The organism is Mesorhizobium sp. L2C066B000, assembly GCF_000502335.1.
Taxonomy (GTDB): Bacteria; Pseudomonadota; Alphaproteobacteria; order Rhizobiales; family Rhizobiaceae; genus Mesorhizobium.
In genome coordinates this window covers 1-18,435 of sequence record NZ_AYWZ01000033.1, presented here as the reverse complement: position 1 = coordinate 18,435, position 18,435 = coordinate 1, and the positions used below count along the sequence as shown (strand labels likewise).

Annotated in this window: 18 protein-coding genes and 2 pseudogenes; 12 read left to right on the top strand and 8 right to left on the bottom strand. The window is 58.2% G+C overall.

Annotation, left to right across the window (positions count from 1 at the left end):
- From X733_RS1000000169985 to X733_RS1000000167420, 3 genes are all read left to right on the top strand, one after another.
- The coding region (locus X733_RS1000000169985) for a transposase (protein ID WP_196813803.1) at positions 1–149 on the top strand (149 nt) is incomplete at its 5' end.
- A 252-nt stretch (positions 150–401) separates the two neighbouring features.
- The gene (locus X733_RS1000000167425; protein WP_196813802.1) at positions 402–731 is read left to right on the top strand and encodes a DDE-type integrase/transposase/recombinase; all 330 of its coding nucleotides are present in this window, start codon (positions 402–404) and stop codon (positions 729–731) included.
- Positions 728–916 carry an IS3 family transposase gene (locus X733_RS1000000167420; protein ID WP_050588735.1) on the top strand — a complete coding sequence of 63 codons (189 nt, stop codon included), beginning with the start codon at positions 728–730 and terminating at the stop codon, positions 914–916. Before X733_RS1000000167425 ends, X733_RS1000000167420 begins: the two co-directional genes overlap by 4 nt.
- Positions 917–1,726: 810 nt before the next feature.
- Here the strand turns inward: X733_RS1000000167420 and X733_RS1000000171190 are convergent.
- Positions 1,727–1,902, bottom strand: a pseudogene (locus X733_RS1000000171190) (IS1 family transposase); the annotation flags it as partial.
- Positions 1,903–1,905: 3 nt separating this feature from the next.
- A complete protein-coding gene (locus X733_RS136915) occupies positions 1,906–2,562 on the bottom strand; it encodes an outer membrane protein (protein ID WP_031194315.1) in 657 nt (218 codons plus the stop codon).
- 539 nt (positions 2,563–3,101) lie between these two features.
- On the opposite strand from X733_RS136915, the gene X733_RS136920 reads away from it, so the two are divergent.
- From X733_RS136920 to X733_RS136930, 3 genes are all read left to right on the top strand, one after another.
- The gene (locus X733_RS136920) at positions 3,102–3,377 is read left to right on the top strand and encodes a VOC family protein (RefSeq protein ID WP_023820381.1); all 276 of its coding nucleotides are present in this window, start codon (positions 3,102–3,104) and stop codon (positions 3,375–3,377) included.
- Positions 3,378–4,062: 685 nt separating this feature from the next.
- Positions 4,063–4,224, top strand: a complete 162-nt coding sequence (locus X733_RS1000000171180) for a hypothetical protein (protein ID WP_245274557.1) — start codon at positions 4,063–4,065, stop codon at positions 4,222–4,224.
- 188 nt (positions 4,225–4,412) lie between these two features.
- On the top strand, positions 4,413–4,715 hold the full coding sequence (locus X733_RS136930; RefSeq protein ID WP_023670645.1) for a DUF1330 domain-containing protein: 303 nt from the start codon (positions 4,413–4,415) through the stop codon (positions 4,713–4,715).
- Positions 4,716–5,019: 304 nt separating this feature from the next.
- Here the strand turns inward: X733_RS136930 and X733_RS1000000171565 are convergent, their stop codons facing one another.
- The 5 genes from X733_RS1000000171565 to X733_RS136950 all read right to left on the bottom strand — a co-directional run bounded on the left by X733_RS1000000171565 (position 5,020) and on the right by X733_RS136950 (position 10,948).
- Positions 5,020–5,232, bottom strand: coding sequence for an SOS response-associated peptidase family protein (locus X733_RS1000000171565; RefSeq protein ID WP_348625882.1), 213 nt, complete (start codon positions 5,230–5,232; stop codon positions 5,020–5,022).
- Positions 5,174–5,311, bottom strand: coding sequence for an SOS response-associated peptidase family protein (locus X733_RS1000000171370; RefSeq protein ID WP_155924298.1), 138 nt, complete (start codon positions 5,309–5,311; stop codon positions 5,174–5,176). The genes X733_RS1000000171565 and X733_RS1000000171370 overlap by 59 nt, the downstream gene beginning before the upstream one ends.
- 1,722 nt (positions 5,312–7,033) lie before the next feature.
- A complete protein-coding gene (locus X733_RS136940) occupies positions 7,034–7,744 on the bottom strand; it encodes a hypothetical protein (RefSeq protein ID WP_023820377.1) in 711 nt (236 codons plus the stop codon).
- A 1,179-nt stretch (positions 7,745–8,923) separates the two neighbouring features.
- A complete protein-coding gene (locus X733_RS136945; RefSeq protein WP_196813800.1) occupies positions 8,924–9,880 on the bottom strand; it encodes a hybrid-cluster NAD(P)-dependent oxidoreductase in 957 nt (318 codons plus the stop codon).
- Positions 9,881–10,090: 210 nt separating this feature from the next.
- Positions 10,091–10,948, bottom strand: coding sequence for a LysR family transcriptional regulator (locus X733_RS136950; RefSeq protein WP_023820375.1), 858 nt, complete (start codon positions 10,946–10,948; stop codon positions 10,091–10,093).
- Between the two features lie 129 nt (positions 10,949–11,077).
- On the opposite strand from X733_RS136950, the gene X733_RS136955 reads away from it, so the two are divergent.
- The 6 genes from X733_RS136955 to X733_RS136980 all read left to right on the top strand — a co-directional run bounded on the left by X733_RS136955 (position 11,078) and on the right by X733_RS136980 (position 17,889).
- Positions 11,078–12,160 carry an amidohydrolase family protein gene (locus tag X733_RS136955; protein ID WP_031194312.1) on the top strand — a complete coding sequence of 361 codons (1,083 nt, stop codon included), beginning with the start codon at positions 11,078–11,080 and terminating at the stop codon, positions 12,158–12,160.
- An 11-nt stretch (positions 12,161–12,171) separates the two neighbouring features.
- A complete protein-coding gene (locus X733_RS136960) occupies positions 12,172–12,525 on the top strand; it encodes a Rieske (2Fe-2S) protein (protein WP_023690448.1) in 354 nt (117 codons plus the stop codon).
- 78 nt (positions 12,526–12,603) lie between these two features.
- Entirely contained in the window at positions 12,604–14,253 is a 1,650-nt protein-coding gene (locus X733_RS136965; RefSeq protein ID WP_245274556.1) for an ABC transporter substrate-binding protein, read from the top strand.
- Positions 14,254–14,340: 87 nt separating this feature from the next.
- Positions 14,341–15,387 (top strand): ABC transporter permease, encoded by a 1,047-nt coding sequence (locus tag X733_RS136970; RefSeq protein ID WP_023673826.1) that lies wholly within the window; start codon positions 14,341–14,343, stop codon positions 15,385–15,387.
- Positions 15,384–16,268: an ABC transporter permease gene (locus tag X733_RS136975; RefSeq protein WP_023673827.1), complete on the top strand. Its 885-nt coding sequence runs from the start codon at positions 15,384–15,386 to the stop codon at positions 16,266–16,268. Before X733_RS136970 ends, X733_RS136975 begins: the two co-directional genes overlap by 4 nt.
- Positions 16,258–17,889 carry an ABC transporter ATP-binding protein gene (locus X733_RS136980; protein ID WP_023686074.1) on the top strand — a complete coding sequence of 544 codons (1,632 nt, stop codon included), beginning with the start codon at positions 16,258–16,260 and terminating at the stop codon, positions 17,887–17,889. The genes X733_RS136975 and X733_RS136980 overlap by 11 nt, the downstream gene beginning before the upstream one ends.
- A gap of 146 nt (positions 17,890–18,035) precedes the next feature.
- On the opposite strand, the pseudogene X733_RS136985 reads toward X733_RS136980, so the two are convergent.
- Positions 18,036–18,435 (bottom strand): annotated as a pseudogene (locus tag X733_RS136985) (hypothetical protein); the annotation flags it as partial.

The window sequence follows — 18,435 nt, the reverse complement described above, 5'->3', positions numbered from 1 at the left end:
TGCGCATCTTCCCCAATACCGAAAGCTGCCTGCGCCTGGTCAGGGCGTTGGCCGTCGAGACCAATGAAAACTGGATGGAGGCCAACCGCTATATCAACATGGATGATCTGCGCGAGCACAAGAAGCTCGCTCTGCGCCAAGCCGCATGACCAGCATCATGGCTGCCCCATTTTGCAGAACTTGACGCACACAACCAACGCGACCAAGCCCAGGAACGACAGATATCCCAGAAGATGGCAGACGAACTGTCGGAGCGAAATCGAATTCCCATCGAGAAATATTCCAGATCCGACCGCGTGACGGTCAAGGTGTGCACCAGGTGACCCCATTGGTCAGTATACCGTCCACGCCAAAAAGTGACGGCTTTGTAGAGTGCGCCCCTGCGGGTGGACATATTGGATTTGAAGGATTTGAGTGCTGTCGGGGTGGCCGACATCACCTATGTCGCGCTGCCCGCCCGCTTCGTTTATGTCGCCGTCGTTCTCGACGCATGGTCGCGCATGATCGTCGGCTACGCCATTGGCCGATCGATCGAGGCCCGCCTGACGATGGCTGCCTTAAGCGCCGCAGTCGAGCGCAGAATGCCGCCGCCAGGCTGCGTTCATCACTCCGATCGAGGCACCCAGTATGCCGCCGAGGCCTACCGGCAGCTTCTCGCCAGCCATGGTCTGGCGGGCTCGATGAGCCCAGGGGCAATCCTTATGACAATGCCAATGCAGAGAGCTTCATGAAAACGCTGAAGGTCGAGGCGATCTACCCGATGGTGCTCCAAACCTTCGAGGAAGCCGCAGCACACCTTCCCCACTTCATCGACGAGGTCTACAACAAACGCAGGCTCCATTCGGCGCTGGGATATCTCAGCCCAAAGCAGTTCGAGGATCAACACATCCGGCACACTGGCAAATCAGCGGCCTGATCTCTGTCTACCCGCAGGGGCGCACTCCATTGGGTCGAGGACATTGTAGCCAATCCATAGAGCGCCACCTGCTATTAATGAGATGGTGACGTCGCAGCGGCCTTTTTCAGCGGCCTCAATCTTGAGATAGCGGACAGGCGCTAACAGGCGGAGACACCGAGGCGTCGCTATCTCAGGCAATTGAGTTTCTGTGCCGTTTCTGTGCCACGCGGCAAACACGTTACCTAAGTTATTGAAAGCATGGTGGGCGTGACAGGTTGAACCTGTGACCCCTGCAATGTCAATGCAGTGTGTTGTCTGTTTTCATTACCTAATATAAGAGCGGGAAAAAGCGAATACATTCGAACGTTTCTCCGCCGTTTCTGTGCCAGATGAAGACGTTAAAAGCCCGGGACGGGCCTGCGGGCTGGGTAGGTAGCGCGTTGACGCCAAGAAAACCCGCCGTGCGCGCAGCAGCGGGTTTTCGTAGTCACGGCTACATCCGAAGAATCGACCGCTTAAGGTAGAAATGTGTGGTTGTCGCTGCGGTTCCATACAATTTTATTTAATGCATGTCGCTCAAAAGTGGTTCGAGTATTGAGAGAACGACATGCATAAAGACAAAGACCTAAAGCGCGTCGCCTGAATCCGTTCAAATGCGACGCGCTTTAGCTGAGCCAGATGAAGCCGTAAAAAAAAGCCCGCTGTCGGAATTGGCAACGGGCTCGAGCTATGGCGTCGGGTCAGGAGAGCAAAACGTAGACCCAACAACACGATGCGCCACGCCTGATGATCGACCTCTTAACCGAACCGCGACATTCTATCGGTGACGGCATCAATGGCCATCCACGTCCAAGTGTCTCCAGCGCCTTCCGGGGCGGCTTTGGCCATCTTGACGTTCTTCTGCTTGGCGTAGGTGAGAACAACCAGATTTCATCGACCTGAATGCGCTTGGAGGTCAGATTGCGAAGCGTCTGGTCCTGATAATCGGCACAGACAGCGCCAGCAACTTAGAACTTATAAGCGATGGCTGCGCGAACGACGCTGAAGTTCGTCTTCACGTTATAAGGTTCGCCACCGATAAAGTCGAAGCCGAAATCCTTCTTGCCAAGGTCGATGTAGAGATATTCCGCCCGGAAGCTCCAATTGTTGTTGAAGGCATATTCCGCGCCGCCGCCGACCGCATAACCTGTCTGGAATTTGGTCTCGGTGGCCCCAAAGACAAATTCGTCAATCTTCACATTGCCCATCGCCACACCGGCCGTGACGTAGGGCAGCCAACGATCGAAGGCGTAGCCGACACGGCCGCGAATCGTTCCGAACGCATCCAGCCGCGCTTGGGCGATAAGGCCGCCAGCGCCAGGCGAGAACTCATCCTTGAACCCGAGATAGTTGATATCGCCCTCTATACCAAGCACCCACTGACCGTATTGATAGTTGGCGCCGACCAAAACACCGCCTGTGAAATTGCTGATGTCAGCTGATCCGGAGATACCGATGAAATCGCCATCGATGTCTCCAAAGGCTCCGCCGGCGTTCGCGCCGACATAGAAGCCTGTCCATGAATATGGAATATCCATAGCAGCTATCGGCTCAACAATGTCTGCGGCATTGGCCCCGGTCACGGTCATACCCGCTACCAGCAAAATCCCTGAAAATAGTCGCATAGTGTGTCCCTGAAGCGTGTCGTCACTTTGCAAAAGATACACGAATTGCTTGGGCCGGCTGTACCATAAAAGTCACAGTGCGGCCAATTAGCGGTGCAGGCGCTATCTAGCGGAAGCTGCGATCGAATTTTATGGCCTTGACGCGCCGACTGCCGTGGCGCACTGCGCTTTGGAGGCACATTTTCGACGGCCGAGCGGATGACTACCGGTTTTGGTGCGGTGTCTTTCCATTTGCCGAAACGCTCCGCCAGCGCTCGCCAGGTAATGTTGTGGACTGAGAAATAGTGCAGAGCCTCCAAGAATAGCAGCTCGTGCCGACCTTTGCTCCGCGCCGTGGCAGCGATCCGCGGAACACCTGCAGCGCCGCCGACCAACCCATCTCGGTAATCTCGTAGACATTGCCGACCTCCAGAATCAGTCGGCAGTCCATGAATCACACCGGATTCCTTGGCGGAACCCTCAAACCAATACCGGTGTCGTTGCGCCCACGCGGCTAGGGATGAAGTCCCAGACGCTTAACGGAAGAAGCGGCGAAATCGATGAACTCCCTGACCCGTGCGGGCACGAACTTGACACGGGCGGCGTTGGCGGCTGCGCTGCGCCGCCTGCGAGCAGCAGGGGTGACGCTCACCGGCGCGAATGACCATGGCGGCTCGGAGGCGATCTATGTGCGCGATCCCGACGGCAGCGGGGTAGAACTCTATTGGGATCGCCCGGAAGCGGAATGGCCGCGCAACCCGGACGGCGCGCTGAAACTGGTCAGCAATCCGCTCGACGTGGACAATCTCGCCCGCGAGGGGGCATCAGACTGCTAAGCCGGCCACCGCCATGGCGGGCTGCGTTCGGAGGACTGCTGCGACAGTGCTAGCCATTCACCGAGCCACGGAGCCGGTTGGCTGCGAGTGGAGGGCAACCATTCGGCTGGCGGGCTTCGCCACCCCAGGTATTAAAGTGTACGCTTCGAGAAGACCGTCGGCAAACTCAAGCGCTTAAAATGCATCGCAATACCCTGCGGGAAGAGAAGCGAAGCTTCGCATCCGAGCTTATGGGACTTGACCGGCGGCTAGCCAGACGGCTCCCGCGCGGCTGAGACGGCCCTGTCCCGTTCCTTTGGATGAACTGCGCCTTGTGGCCGGTGATGTTCTCGATCGCCTTCAAAAGGGGTCGATGGACCTCACAGAGCTTGGCATGCTCGCTGTGGTACGCACAGCGGCCCGACGATGCTCTTGTGCAGCGCTTCGGCTGCCGCCAGGAAGCGCTCGATTTCAGCCCGGGAAAGCTGTTCGGAAGGTTTGGTTCTGGCCATTGGTGCTTGCGCAATTACTAATTTAGTGAAACCTTACGTTCTTCTGGGGAGTAGACGTGAGACCGGTCGGTCCAGCTATGGGGCGGCATTGAACATGATGTTTTTCCGCGATTGCTGATTGGGATGTTTGCCACGTCGACCGTGGTAGCGACCTGGATTTACCTAGCAACCGATTCGTTCTGGAAGTCCCTTCCATGGACCTTGCTGATTTTTATCATCTTTCAGGTTGCATATTTCCTACATTCGCGCTTTTCGGCAAGCTTTGGTTGAAAAGAACCGAAGAAATACCGAACCCTGCCGAGCCTACCTGTCGAGACGGCGGTGTCTCATCTGAAGGGCGCTCGATGACGCTTTGAGGGAGACCGCCAGACACGAGAGCATGCGATCATGCTAATCTTTGCGAACCATGCGAAAGAAGGAAAGCCGTGGCAGCGCCAACAATCATCGAAAAGCGCGCTGGCGTCGCCACGGAGATCGTCGTTAGGGTGCGGACCGACGACGCCGAAGCCGAGGAGGGCGAGCGGGGTCTAAGGAGGAAACACAGATGGCTGCCTATCTGATAGCGGATGTAGACGTAAAAGACGCTGCCTTGTTCGAGGAATATCGGCGGGACGTTCCCGCTACCGAAGAGCGGTACGGTGGGCGGTACCTGGGCCGCGGTGGCGCCACCAAGGTTTTGGAAGGTGATTGGGATCCACACCGACTGGTCATTGTCGAATTCCCCGACATGGCGTCATTGATGGGCTGGTATAATTCGCCGGAATACGCCCGGCTGATCGAGATCCGCAAACGTTCCGCTAACACCAGGATCATCGCTTTAGAAGGGATTGCAACGCCTGCGGCGTGAGCCATAAGCGCGGCCAGCGGACCCGACGACAGTTGGGCATCCTCAGCGTCATTTCTTCCTCACGGCGAGATGCCGGAGCAGCAAGACCACTTAGTACCGTCTATGATCAATTTGCCGCTGCGCCGGCGAGCGAGCAAAAGACGCGGGAACGGTATCCCCTTGAACCTTTGCAAGTTTGCCGGGCTCCAGCCCCGCTGCCTCACGATGGCGCGCTTTTGTTTATCTCCCCAGGAGGCGTTCCTCAAGAGCAAGCTCTCCGAGCGCCTTTCCTCCTTGTCCAGAAATGGCGCTTGAAACTCTCGAATTACATGCTGCTCCATCTCTTTCGACATTTGAGAGGCTGCCGATCATGCAACTGCAACATCGGGTCTGCGGCAGGCTCTGTGATGATTGTGCAGCTGGTTATGTCGAGATTGGAATTGTAAGCCCAAAGCCCGGCGAACGAGAAAGCGCGGGGCCTACCTGGTAGATATGCCAGGGTCTTTCTTGCCGTCGGCTGGCGATATCGTCCATTCATAGAATCCATCGGCAGGGATCAGGCAGCGTTTGGACATGAAGGCGTCGCGGAAGGCGGGCGCTGTATTTATGCCCTCCATCCTCGCGTTGTCTTCGCACAGGTCGTCAAGGACGCCTCATCACCATCTGATCCGGTGTGGCGAGCGGCACGATGCTCGAAGAAAAGCCAGAGCCATAAAGTCCCGCGCGCTTCCGTACCACGGCGAACGGCCGTCCAGGACATCTCTGGCAATTCTGCGGTGCAGACGAGCGAATTGATCAAACCGCCCGCCTCCTTATAGCCATTCATGAAATGCGCAAAGCGCGCTGACTGACGCCAACGGAAGGGACGCGGCATTTGCGAGAAGTCGCCTTCCAGGGAGCGTCGCTCCCATTCCTTCAACTCGTCAGGTGTCTCGCGACCGCCGTGTTATCCCGATCATGCGAAGACGTTCGCTCCGGTGCGGGACGACTTCAAGTTCTTTTTCAAGGGTGTTCGGAGGTTGGCCCACGGCTGAAGGGCTGCACAACCAAGGGGCGACGATCAGCTTCTCCACCTTCAGACACATCGTGATAACCTGTCGGCCATGAAATCGGTGGCTTGAGAGAAACGTGGGCGGGCCCCAGGAGACTAATTTCTGCCCATGGGGAGGCGATGTTCGCGCTAGCCGGAATGTCAGCTACCGAAGATCCGCCGCGTGAGGGCTGCCAGTCCGCTAACGGCCGCCCCAAAGCTGCCGGTCAAGACAAGGTCGCGTTGGAACCGATCCTTCGCATCCCCCGTTATCGAATGGAAGGGACATTACTTGCCATTAGGAGATGAAGAATGAAACGGCTTCTTCTTGCCACTGCCATGATGGCTCTTTCCAGCGGGCTTGCGTTCGCGGGGACGACAGGGACAACAGGGACGACGTCGAGTGGCTCCTCCACTACCACAACGATGCCGACGACAGATAACAACACGGATTCGACCACAACGAAGTCGACCAATTCGAACTCAGCGAAGGACTGTGCGCCGGGCCAGCAGAGTGGCAGTGCTAAGCAGGCCGCTCCTGGTCAACAGGATGACACCAGTGCCAAGTCCGCAGCCCCTGGACAGATGAAAACGACTGCCGAAGGTTGCTAATTGTGGCGGGAGGGGCCGGTTTGCACCGGCCGGAAGGATGCCTCCCGCTGCCGACCGGCGGCAACGGACCGGCCCGCGCCCTTCGATCAGCGCGGGCCGTTTTTCTGAAAGAACCTCCCTTAATCGTCCAACGAGCCTGCAGCCTTTTCTTGGGCGAGCCGGAATGCATAGTTGGTTGCGATGTGATTGTTGAAAGCGGCCTTGGCGAAGGCAGATTTGAACGCGACAAACGCCTCAAGCGGCACGTCCAGGAAATCGTATTGCTTCCCCGCTGGCTCAAAACCAGACCGAGAGAACCCTGGTCCGCGTCAATAGTCGAACTTGCGCATCGAGGTCGACGGCATGGTGCGTTTCAAGAAACCAGCGTGAGCCCTCGGCCAGCCGGGTATGGACGCCCTACAGGCTGAACTGTACGAAGATGTGGCCGGGCGTAGAATGACGTCGCGTTACGTCGCTCGCGCGCCGCCCTGATCGGAGTTTTCGCGTTGACGGTGTGGGTGGCCGTCACGGCATCGCCTGCCATCTCCTCAACACGGTATTTCGGCACTTTTGTTCCTACGCGTCGGTAGCAACTCCGCTTGTTTGGGGGTCGCCCTCAAAGAGGAGAATAAGGTGGCAAGCTCGTGTCGCCCTGCCGCCGGGGGGGGGTGACCCGGCGGCTGCACGTTCGACTAGGGTCGCTTCACCTGTGACCGCCTTACGGTGTCGCAGGAGCCTGTTTGGCAGCCATCTCGTCGATCTTCTCGGCGAGCACGCCGTTGGCCCATTCGGTGACCTCGGCGTCGACCGGCTTGTTGGCCATATCGGCGAGCGCGTCATCCAGCGACGGGACGGCGGCAGCAGCATCGGCCGCCGCTATATTGGCCGCATCGAGCGCCGCCTGCGCTGCATCGATCTGCTCCTGGGTCGGGACTTGGTCGGCCGGAGTATTCGGGTCGTTCAACTTGGCGTTCAACGCGTCGACTTCGGCTTGGGCGGCATCTACCGCGGCTTGGGCACCCTTGGCGGCCGCCGACGCTGTCACATAAGCCTGAATGCCGGCGAATTTCTTGCTCTTGGAGTTCATGTAGGCGTTGATGTTGCGCTGCAGCGAGTTCAGCCGGCCAAGCTTGGCGTGGATGTTCTTGTCCTTGGGCGTCGCGGCGACCTCAATGTCGTCGACGGCGACCTGGTCGTCGGTCGAGGCCTTCTTTCCGGCGTGAGCCGATGCCGACTTGCCGTGCGAAGCGCTGTTGCCGGACTTCCCGCCACCATTGCCCTGACCACCGCCATTGCCGTGACCACCGCCATTGCCGTGACCACCGCCATTGCCGTGGCCACCGCCGTTTCCACCCGCGCCAGCGAAAGCAGGAGCGGTCACTAGCGCAAGCGCGGCAAGCGCTGCCAACAGTGTTTTTCGGGATGTCATGATACCTCCTCAGACGAATAGCCACCTCGCCGATTCGTTATAGAGCGGCTTATAAGAGTTTCCTAATCCGACTGAAGGAACTTTAGATAAATGCTTGTTGCAATGAGCGACTGACGACTGCAAAGCTCTTTGTAAGCGTATGAAATCTAACAAAAAATTCGGAGTCGCAGACCGTATCGCCTTTTGCGCGACTGAAGTCCCATACCGATCGGACCTTGGTCGGGCGATGCACAACCGCGGAATGGTTGCGGCATTTCGGAGTATGGCGTCACCGTGTGGCTGTGACTGCGCATTGGTAGACAACTCGCCGGGCGAAGACCCCAACTACCTCGAGCCCGGCGAGCCTTACACCTGATCAGAGTACGCGATCAGGACCGGGGATCAGCCGGCGAAAGATGTGGGTGCAATATGGGTGCCAAACTATTCGTCCCAAATTGGGACCATGCTGCGGCCGGCAAGCTGCGCTTACGTCTCATAAAAGGCTTAGGCGCTGGCATCGGAAATGGCGATCGCTGGTTAGATCGCTTCCTTCCTCCGTTTGTATGATTCGTTGGCATTGGCAGGCGTGCGCATATTGTTTGCCGGACGGCGCTGAGTCTCACCGGTCGGGCCCAGCGGCCCGCCCGCCGCAAAGTGTCCCCCGCGACAAAGGCTGCTTGGCCGTCCTAGCGCCGATCTGCTCCGGCAATGGCCGCGTCAATGCCCGCTCGGCTCCAGCAACAGCTTCATCCTTGGTTGCGACGGTTCCGCGCGCGCCGCCGTCATCGAGCGAATCTTACTCGCCTAACCCGGATCGTGCCGCGTCCGCTTTCCGGGACGCACGGATCTATGCTCAATAGCTAATGTCAGGCGCGTACCTGAATTGGTCCTCGAGCCGAGATAGCGCGTTAGTCGACACACGACATTGCGATGTCCAGAAATCGACCGTTTCGCGAACAGCGATGACTACTCGGAGCTGCTATCTCGTTTGCGCCACGAACTGTCCCCTGCCCTCAATGCTTCCAACGTCTCATTTGGGGCCGATAACGGACTGGCAGCTCCGAGCGTCGAGGCGTGAGAAGCGACGTTCAGGCGCTCCCTCTAATGCCCAGTTCGACGGCGCCGGCGCCATCTCATTGGGGTTAGACCCTGACGCCGATGCGTGCGCCGACGGAATCTTCAGCAGTCAACAAGGCCGAGTTAAGCGTCGAGCAAAACCGTCCCTCGCGGGCGGCTGCAACATGCCAGGACATAGCCAGCCGATTTCTCTTCAGCCTTCAGTCCGCCTAAATCGTCCATGGCAACCTCGCCAGATAGTTTGGCTATTCGGCACGTTCCGCAAACGCCCTGCTGGCAGGCGGTTGGGATGTAGATGCCACAGTTCCGCGCCGCGTCCAGCAGGGTCTCTCCGGGCGCGCAGCGATGCTCCACACCCGAGCGGACAAAACGGACCGAAGACGAAATCGCCAAGCCCAATTCCGACCGAGAACCATTGCTGCCTCCGAAACTCTCCTCGTGATACTGCGCCGGCGGGAAGCCTATTGCATCAAGGCAGGCGCGTGCCGTCTTCATGTACCCTTCGGGCCCACAGGCAAAAACGGTGCGCTTGTGAAGATCGGGAACCAGGCTCAGCAGCATCCGACCATCAATTCGGCCGGTTGAACCCGTCCAAGTGGGACCTCCCTGGCCGCAAACCAAAGTCACTTGAACATTGGGAAAGCGAGCGGCAAGTGCTTCCAGTTCCGCTCGGAAGATGATGTCGCCTGGGGTTTTCGCGCTGTGAATGAAGCGGATCTCCCTGTCGTCTGCGCGGTCTGTAAGCGCACGCAGCATTGACATGGTCGGAGTCACGCCGCTCCCGCCCGAAAGGAAAACAGGTTTCTCCGACGGCAATTTATCCAGATTGAACGAACCGAGCGGCCCTTCGATCTCGATCTCGCTGCCCGGCGTCAAATGGTCATGGATCCAGTTGGAAGTGAGCCCGCCCTGCGTTCGCTTCACGGTGATCTGAAGATCAAGCGGTCGCGTCGGCGGTGACGATACCGAGTAGGCGCGCGTTATTGTGGCGCCGTTGATCCTGAGGTGCACGAGAACATACTGGCCCGCGCTGAAGCAGAACATCCGACCAGCGGCAGATGTGAGAACAAATGTTTTCACATCGTGCGTCTCGTCTATCACGCGACGGCAGAGCACTATATCTCGCGTCTTTTGTGCCCATCGCCGCTGACGCATGGTGGGCACGACATCTGAGGCTTGGATGGAGGCGTATGCATTCATCGTGCGGCTCGGCGTTAGGTCGAGCGAACATGCCAGTTCTTACCCCGCTGAACAGCAATATTATTCCAGCGTTATGATCGGGAATATCGATTAAACCTCCAGCGACATAACAGCGATATGGAGAGCACGGATGCCTTTGCGAATGATCGGTTCGTGTTTGCGGCGTGCCAGTATCGCCGTATGGACTGGCTGGTGCAAGGTCGGCGCTCCTTCGACCAGGAACGATGGAAGCTCACCGGTAAACCTGCGCGCATCATCGCTGCGCATGTAGCAAGTGCCGCCCGTTCGCCGGAGCATGATCTCCGCCAGAGCTTCCGATCCGGTCGAAAGTCGGCAGATCGCCAATTGGGCCAGCATCTCTGCGTGCGTTTTCTCCAGCACGACGGTGTAGCCTGGTCGGATGTAGGTGTCGGGATCGACGTCCGACAGGTTTCTGGCGGCAGTCGAAACCATTACATATTCCTCGACCATCAGGTGCTCGTATGCGATCTCAGGCAAGTAGCGGGGGGCATAAAGCACCGCGATATCCAGGTTTCCCATGCTGAGGTCGCTGACCATCTGGTTCGAATAATCCGACTCGACATGGATTGAGGACTTCGGAAGTGCTTGGCACAGGGTTTCGACCCACCCGGGCAGGACTGAGCGGGTCATGCCCACTTGGGCGGCAACGCGCAAGGTGCCTTCGAAACGGTTGAAGGCCCGGACATCGTGGCGAGCCTGCGACCAAGTGGATACCAGAGATCTTGCGTAGGCTTCGAACCGGCGCCCTGCGGCAGTCGGCTCTGCCCCGGCGCGTCCGCGTTGGAACAGTTCAGATCCGATTGCGCTCTCCAGGTTCTTGATGCGGGTGCTGATTGTCGATTGGGTTAAGCCCAACCGATCTGCGGTGCGATTGAAATTTCTCGATTCGATGATGTCGAGAAAGGTTTCGATGTGATCAAGCTGCATGGAAATCCCGATCGAAAAATTCGATCATGTTCCTGCCTACCATAAGCTTGATCAAACAATACTCAAGGGGGAAGCTGCACCAGATCATCGGCCGGCGCACCGCCGGGACGGGCCACGGAGCGGAACAAAGTGTTCATAGTTGATTGCGACTGTCACAATTACTGGTCAAGCGCCACCGTGTTGACGCCATACCTTTCCGGCTTGTGGAAAGACATGTTCACCGAGGGCGAGAAAACAGGTCCAGTCGGCGCATTTCCGCATGGCCATCGCCCCTGGTTTCATCCGCAGGACTTCTCCCGCAAGGACGTCCGTCCGAAGACGGAAGCCGACAATTATCTCATCATGAAAGAGAAGCACCTCGACAAGTACAAAGTCGACGTGGCGATCCTCACCGGCGATGAGCCGATCGAGGCGTCGACCCTCGCCAATCCTTACTATGCCAGCGCCCTGGTCAGCGCCTACAATGACTATCAGATCAACCAATGGCTGCCGAAAGACGATCGTTTCATGGGTTCGATCATCATCGCACCACAGGATCCGAAGCTCGCTGCCGCCGAGATACGCCGTCTGGGCAGTCATCCGCGTATGGTCCAGGTTCTCGCTTCCCAAGGGTCCGTCAAGCCGTATGGAGACCCGTTCTACCATCCGATCTACGAAGCTTGCGCTGAAGTAGGGTTGCCGTTCGCCATACATCTGGGCGGGCATGGCGGCGTGAATTCAACTGCCATTGCGCCTGCGCCCACGACATTCTTCTGGGAAACGCATGCCATTTTGCACATGTCCGCGATGTCGCACGTGGCAAGCATGATCGCCCATGGCGTCTTCGAGAAGTGGCCGGACCTCTACTTCGTGATCATCGAGTGCGGTGTCGCCTGGGTTCCGTCGGTCCTGTGGCGCCTGGATGCCGACTACAAAGCGCTGCGTAAAGAGACGCCATGGCTGAAGATGCTGCCATCGGAATATTGCCGGCGCAACATCCGCTTTTCCACGCAGCCGCTGGAGCAACCTGCAAACATCCAACATCTCTGGTCCACGCTCGAAGCGATGGACGGGGAAAACACGCTGATGTTTGCGTCGGACTATCCGCACTGGGATTACGACGATGCCAACACGCTGCAAATCCCTCCTGCCTGGAAGAGCAAGATCATGGGACTGAATGCGTTGGAAGTCTACAAACGCATCCCCCGTGCGCAAGCCGCGAATGCTGCCTGAGGAAGCATACGATGCCCGAGAAGACATATATCTGCCGCGTCCACGAGATCGAAACAGGATCTCCGTTTATCGCCAAGATCCGCAGCCTTTCGGTCGGGATTTTCCGCATCGGAGATTCATTCCACGCGCTGCTGAATGTCTGTCCGCACCGCGGCGCTCCACTTTGCGAGGGACCGCAATGCGGGACAACCGCGCCCGTTGAACAAGCGCAATTCATCTATCATCGCGAAAACGAGATCGTTCGATGCGCCTGGCATGGCTGGGAATTCGACATCAAGTCAGGTGAAGCCTTGGTCGATCCGTCCATTCGCGCTCGCACATTTCCAGTCACCGTCGAAGCCGGCAGCATCTATGTGACGGCCTGATTGGCCCAAAAGCCGATTGGGATGGAAAAATTCGAAGGAAGATGGCCGAAACCAACTAGCAGATTTGTTCGCAGGTGCTTGAAGAAAATAACGCGGAGAACTCCGCAATGGGAGAGTCAAATGTCAGAATCTGAATACAAGCTTGGTATCGCGCAAAGCCTGATCGGTGGCGGCAAAGTCTCCCGCCGCGACTTCATTCATCTTGGGCTGGCTGCGGGGCTGACCGTCGCCGCCGCCGACACGCTCTTCGTCGCCACGGCGCGTGCCGAACCGATGCACGGCGGCTTCGCCAAGCTCGGCATGGCTCACGGCGCGACGACGGATTCAATCGATCCGGCCGGCTACCCCGATACGTTCACACAAACCGCGTTCTCGGGCTCGATGTCCAACAGCCTCACCGAGGTCGACGCGAAAGGCAACGTCCAACCGGACCTGGCCGAGAGCTTTGAATCGTCGGATGGGGCCAAAACCTGGACCTTCAAGCTTCGCAAGGGCGCAACTTTCCACAACGGCAAGAATGTGACCGCGGACGACGTCGTGGCTTCGCTGCGCTATCATATGGGCGAGGAAACTAAATCGGCGGCGAAGCCGCTGCTGGAGCCCGTCGCAAGCATCAAGGCGGATGGCCCGGAAACGGTGGTCTTCACGCTCACGAGCGGCAACGCCGACTTCCCCTACATTATGAGTGACTACCATCTTGTCATCATGCCGGCCAAGGACGGCAAAGCGGATTGGGGGTCGGGCGTTCGCACCGGTGCTTTCGTGCTTGAGAATTTCCAGCCCGGAGTTTCGGCAAAACTCAAGCGCAATCCGAACTACTTCAAAAACGGCAAACCCTATCTCGACGAGGTGGAGTTCATCGCAATCACCGATCTCGCCGCTCGGATGGCCGCGCTATCGACAGGGGAGGTGGACTATATCGGCCGCGCCGACCTCAAGACCCTCGGCATGTTGAAACGCAATCCCAAGGTGGAGATCGTCGAGGTCACCGGCTATGGCCATTATACCTTGCCGATGAATGTCACGGTGGCGCCGTTCGACAATCCAGACGTCCGAATGGCTTTGAAATCGGCGATCAACCGTCAGGAGATTGTCGACAAGATCTTTCTCGGCCACGCTACTGTCGCCAACGACAACCCGATCGCGCCAGCGATCAAATTCGCTACGAATCCGCAGCCGCAACACAGTTTTGATCCTGAAAAAGCCAAACACTATCTGAAAAAGGCCGGAATGGAGAACCTGAAGGTGGATCTCTCGGTCGCCGATGCCGCTTTTGCAGGCGCGGTGGATGCGGCTTCGCTTATTCGCGAGACGGCAGCCCAGTGCGGCATCGACGTCAATGTCGTGCGCGAGGCCGAGGACGCTTATTGGGACAATGTCTGGCTCAAGAAACCCTGGTGCGCTTCCTATTGGAGCGGTCGGGCCACTGCCGACTGGATGTTCACGCAAGCCTTCGCCGCCGACTCCAGCTGGAATGAGTCGTTCTGGAAAAATCCCCATTTCAACGAATTGCTTGTTAAGGCGCGGGCCGAGACGGACGAGGCCAAGCGAGCGGCGATGTACGCCGAGATGCAGCAACTAACTCACGACGATGGCGGCAGCATCGTGTTGGTCTTCAACAATTTCGTCAGCGCCCAATCCAAAGAGCTCGCACATGGCGAAGTGGCGCCCAACTGGGAGAACGATGGACTGAAAATGGCCGAACGCTGGTGGATCGCCACGGCATGAAAAGGCGGCCGGGGCCACGATGGTTGTGAGGCTCCGGTCGGCTTGCTCCGAGTGCAGGACTGCCGCCCAAAGGGAGACGGCACTCACATGAACCCCGTCGCAAGAACGGTTCTGCAGCGCCTTGGCCTCGGCCTGGTCACTTTGTTCATCGTGTCCATCATCATCTTCTCTGCCATCGCGATGCTTCCGGGCGACTTCGCCAAGGCCACGCTCGGGCAGTCGGCGACGCCCGAAACGGTCGCCGCCTTTCAGCGGGAAATCGGCATCGATCGTCCGCCTGTCGAGCGCTATTTCGTCTGGGTCGCGCAAATGCTTCACGGCGACTTCGGCTCTTCGTTCGCGAGCCGCACCGGATATCGGCGTACCGTGGCCGAGATCATCGCGCCACGCCTCTACAATACGATGTTTCTTGCAGCGGTGACCGCGCTGATAGCGGTTCCGCTGGCGCTTGGGCTTGGCATTCTCGCCGCGCTGTACCGCAACGGCTGGTTCGACCGGCTGGTGAATGCCGTGACACTGACAACTATTTCGTTCCCGGAGTTTTTCGTCGCCTATATGCTCGCCTACCTGGTGATCTCGCGCGACACGTTCATTGCATCCGATTTCGCTCAATCCCTGCCCCATTGGCTCAGTATCTCACTGACCTGGGCACTCAATGCGGTTCCCAAATTTCCGACATTGTCGAATGTGAACGATCAGACCCCATTTTGGGAGCACCTCTGGAAAGTGGCGCTGCCGGCAATCACCCTTACACTCGTGATCGTGGCCCACATGATGCGCATGACCCGAGCGGCCATCATCAACATGCTCGCAAGCCCCTACATCGATATGGCGCGCCTCAAGGGAATGTCCCCGATGGTGATCGTGCTGAGGCATGCCCTGCCCAATGCCTGGGCTCCCATCGTCACTGTCGTGGCGTTCAATATGGCATATCTCATCGTCGGAGTGGTCGTGGTCGAGGTCGTTTTCGTCTATCCCGGGATCGGCCAACTGATGGTTGATGCGGTAAAATCCAGGGATGTTCCGGTTGTCCAGGCCTGTGCCCTGATTTTCGCCGCGACCTACATCCTTCTCAACCTGCTGGCCGACATTATTTCCATCGCCACCAACCCCAGGCTCTTGCACCCACGATGACCAGATCCCAATCTATCGCGGCGGTTCAGAGGCTGAGGCGCTCGCGTGCCAGCCGGGCGACAACAGCGCTGAAGAAGGCACCGCTTAGTGCATGGTTCGGCATCGTGGTGATCGTTGGCTACGTCCTTGTTGCGGTCTTCGCGCACTGGATAGCCCCATATGGCGAGACGCAGGTCTTCAGCGAAGCCTTCGCGCCGTGGAATCAGGAATTCAAATTGGGAACCGACCAGCTCGGCCGCGACATGCTCACCCGCTTGATCTACGGTGCGCGCAACACCATCGCTATCGCGGTCGCGACTACATTGCTCTCCTTCGCGGTAGGCGTGTCGCTCGGCCTCCTTGCCGCATTGTATAGGGGGTGGCTCGACCAGATCTTGTCGCGTGCGGTGGACGTGCTGATGTCGATCCCGAGTCTGATCTTCGCGCTGGTGCTTCTGTCGATCTTCGGCTCGTCGATCACCAGCCTGATTGTTATCATTGCGCTTCTCGATTCCACCCGTGTCTTTCGGCTTTCTCGCGCCGTTGGGCTTAACGTGGCCGTGATGGAATATGTCGAGGTGGCGCGATTGCGCGGCGAGGGACCGAGATGGATCATCGCCAATGAAATCCTTCCCAATGTCATGCCTCCACTGGTCGCCGAGTTCGGCTTGCGATTCTGCTTCGTGTTCCTGACAGTCGCGGCGCTGTCGTTCCTCGGAGTCGGTATTCAGCCGCCGACGGCCGATTGGGGATCAATGGTGCGCGAGAACGCAACCCTGATCACTTACGGCGATGTCACGCCGCTGCTTCCGGCCGGCGCGATAGCTCTTCTTACCGTATCCGTAAATTTCGTTGTGGACTGGTACCTGCACGCAACAAGCGGGTTGCGGGATGAAAAGTAGCGATCCAGGCTCACGCGAAAAAGGAAAGGATCTACTGCAAATCCGCAATTTGCATGTGGAGGGATCCTCGGACGAACAGTGGCATCCCATCGTCCGCGGGATCGATCTTACGCTGAAGCGGGGGGAGGTTCTTGGCCTAATCGGCGAGTCAGGCGCCGGCAAGTCCACCATTGGCCTTGCCGCAATGGGCTATGCCAAACCGGGCTGCCGGATCACACAGGGCTCGGTCCTGTTCGACGGGATTGATCTCCTGGCAGTCAATGAAAAGGGGCGCCGTCGTCTCCGGGGCTCCCGCATTGCCTATGTCGCGCAAAGCGCGGCGGCCTCCTTCAATCCGGCACATCGACTTTTGGAACAAACCATCGAAACCGCGGTGGCGCATGGAATCGTCAGCCGGGAAGAGGCGAACCGGAGCGCCGTGGATCTTTATCGGCGTCTTCAGCTCCCAGAACCCGAGAGCATAGGCTTTCGCTATCCTCATCAGGTCTCAGGCGGGCAGTTGCAACGGGCCATGACAGCGATGGCAATGGCTTGTCGACCGGACCTCATAATATTCGACGAGCCAACAACGGCGCTCGATGTGACCACGCAGGTTGAAGTCCTTGCCTCCATTCGCAACATCGTTGAGGAATTCAGTACTGCTGCAATCTACGTAACGCATGACCTGGCGGTGGTGGCGCAAATGGCGGATCGCATCATGGTTCTGCGACACGGAGTTACCGTGGAGGTGGCTGACACACGCCAGATGCTGGCCTCCCCCAGCCAGGAATATACGAGGACGCTCTGGGCAGTCCGCAAGCTCGCCAAGCCCGAAGTTCCAGCCGATGACTATCTCTTGACGATAGACAACGTCACCGCGGCTTATGCCGGAGGGGTCAAGGTGCTCCAGGATGTCTCCATCAAGGTTCCGCGCGGAAGAACAGTCGCTGTGGTCGGCGAATCCGGTTCTGGGAAATCGACGCTCGCTCGAGTCGTTACCGGACTCTTGCCGCCAAGTTCGGGTTCGATTTCTTTCGCAGGCCAGCTCCTTTCCAAGAGCCTGAAGGCGCGGCCCAAGGAGGTCCTGCGTCGCGTCCAGATGATTTATCAAATGCCCGACAACGCCCTTAATCCGCGCCAAACGGTCGAAGAAGTCTTAGAGCGGCCACTCGAATTCTACCTCGGCCTCAAAGGCGCGCAGAGAGATCGCCGGATAAGCGAACTTATGCACATGGTCGAGATGAGCGAGGATTTTCTGGAACGTCTACCTGGCGAGCTATCAGGTGGCCAAAAACAACGCGTCTGCATTGCGCGGGCATTGGCTGCCGAACCGGAGCTTATCATCTGCGACGAGATCACATCCGCGCTCGACCAAATTGTGCAGGAGGAGATCCTCAAGCTTCTGATGCGCCTACAGCGTGAACTCGGGATGAGCTACATCTTCATTACCCATGACATTGCCACGGTGCGCGCGATAGCAGACGAGATTGTCGTCATGCACGGCGGCAAAGTCGTCGAGCAGGGATTGAAGAGCGTGGTTCTCACACCTCCGCATGCCGCTTACACCGAACGGCTTTTGTCCTCTGTTCCCGAAATGGATCCTGACTGGCTGACAAGATTGCTGGCCAGTCGGAAAATCTGACAGGTTGCAAGGTGGTCAGGAATTAAGTCCCCGTCCGCCCATCTTCCACGTGCTTTGAAGGCATGATCGAGCTCCACGCGCAGCGATCAGCGCGACTATTATGCACGCCTTCTGGAACCGTCTATCGCTGATCCAGGACCATCAGGCTAGGTTTGACGCTGAGGCGTATCGGAAATACGTTCGCGCACGGCATGCTCGGTCTTGTCTGCTGTGGACTTCACGATCTCGCCGAGCTGATCGGCTATCGTGTCTGCTGCCATATCTTGCCGGCCAGCTTCCTGCTTGATGGTCTCATAGGCGTCGGCGGCGACCTGCTTGGCCTCATCGAGGCCCCTGTCGAGCAAAGTTTCGGCGGAATCGCGAAGCTTGTCGCCATAGGCGCCTAGTTGCTCGTCCTCCGTTGTGGTATGGGGCAGCATTGCACCTATAGCGGCGCCGATGGCGAGACCGACGGCCGCTACGGCCAAGGGTTGATCCTCCAACAGATCTTGCGCGGAGCGGCTGGCTTTCGCCGCCATGTCCCCAGTCGTCGAGCTTGCATTGGCA

Excerpts from the sequence above, each read along its gene's own strand:
- X733_RS1000000167420 (WP_050588735.1), top strand. The coding sequence starts at position 728 with ATGAAAACGCTGAAGGTCGAGGCGATCTACCCGATGGTGCTCCAAACC.
- X733_RS136915 (WP_031194315.1), bottom strand. The coding sequence starts at position 2,562 with ATGCGACTATTTTCAGGGATTTTGCTGGTAGCGGGTATGACCGTGACC.
- X733_RS136920 (WP_023820381.1), top strand. The coding sequence starts at position 3,102 with ATGAACTCCCTGACCCGTGCGGGCACGAACTTGACACGGGCGGCGTTG.
- X733_RS1000000171180 (WP_245274557.1), top strand. The coding sequence starts at position 4,063 with ATGGACCTTGCTGATTTTTATCATCTTTCAGGTTGCATATTTCCTACA.
- X733_RS136930 (WP_023670645.1), top strand. The coding sequence starts at position 4,413 with ATGGCTGCCTATCTGATAGCGGATGTAGACGTAAAAGACGCTGCCTTG.
- X733_RS1000000171565 (WP_348625882.1), bottom strand. The coding sequence starts at position 5,232 with ATGAATGGACGATATCGCCAGCCGACGGCAAGAAAGACCCTGGCATAT.
- X733_RS1000000171370 (WP_155924298.1), bottom strand. The coding sequence starts at position 5,311 with ATGGAGGGCATAAATACAGCGCCCGCCTTCCGCGACGCCTTCATGTCC.
- X733_RS136940 (WP_023820377.1), bottom strand. The coding sequence starts at position 7,744 with ATGACATCCCGAAAAACACTGTTGGCAGCGCTTGCCGCGCTTGCGCTA.
- X733_RS136950 (WP_023820375.1), bottom strand. The coding sequence starts at position 10,948 with ATGCAGCTTGATCACATCGAAACCTTTCTCGACATCATCGAATCGAGA.
- X733_RS136960 (WP_023690448.1), top strand. The coding sequence starts at position 12,172 with ATGCCCGAGAAGACATATATCTGCCGCGTCCACGAGATCGAAACAGGA.
- X733_RS136970 (WP_023673826.1), top strand. The coding sequence starts at position 14,341 with ATGAACCCCGTCGCAAGAACGGTTCTGCAGCGCCTTGGCCTCGGCCTG.
- X733_RS136975 (WP_023673827.1), top strand. The coding sequence starts at position 15,384 with ATGACCAGATCCCAATCTATCGCGGCGGTTCAGAGGCTGAGGCGCTCG.
- X733_RS136980 (WP_023686074.1), top strand. The coding sequence starts at position 16,258 with ATGAAAAGTAGCGATCCAGGCTCACGCGAAAAAGGAAAGGATCTACTG.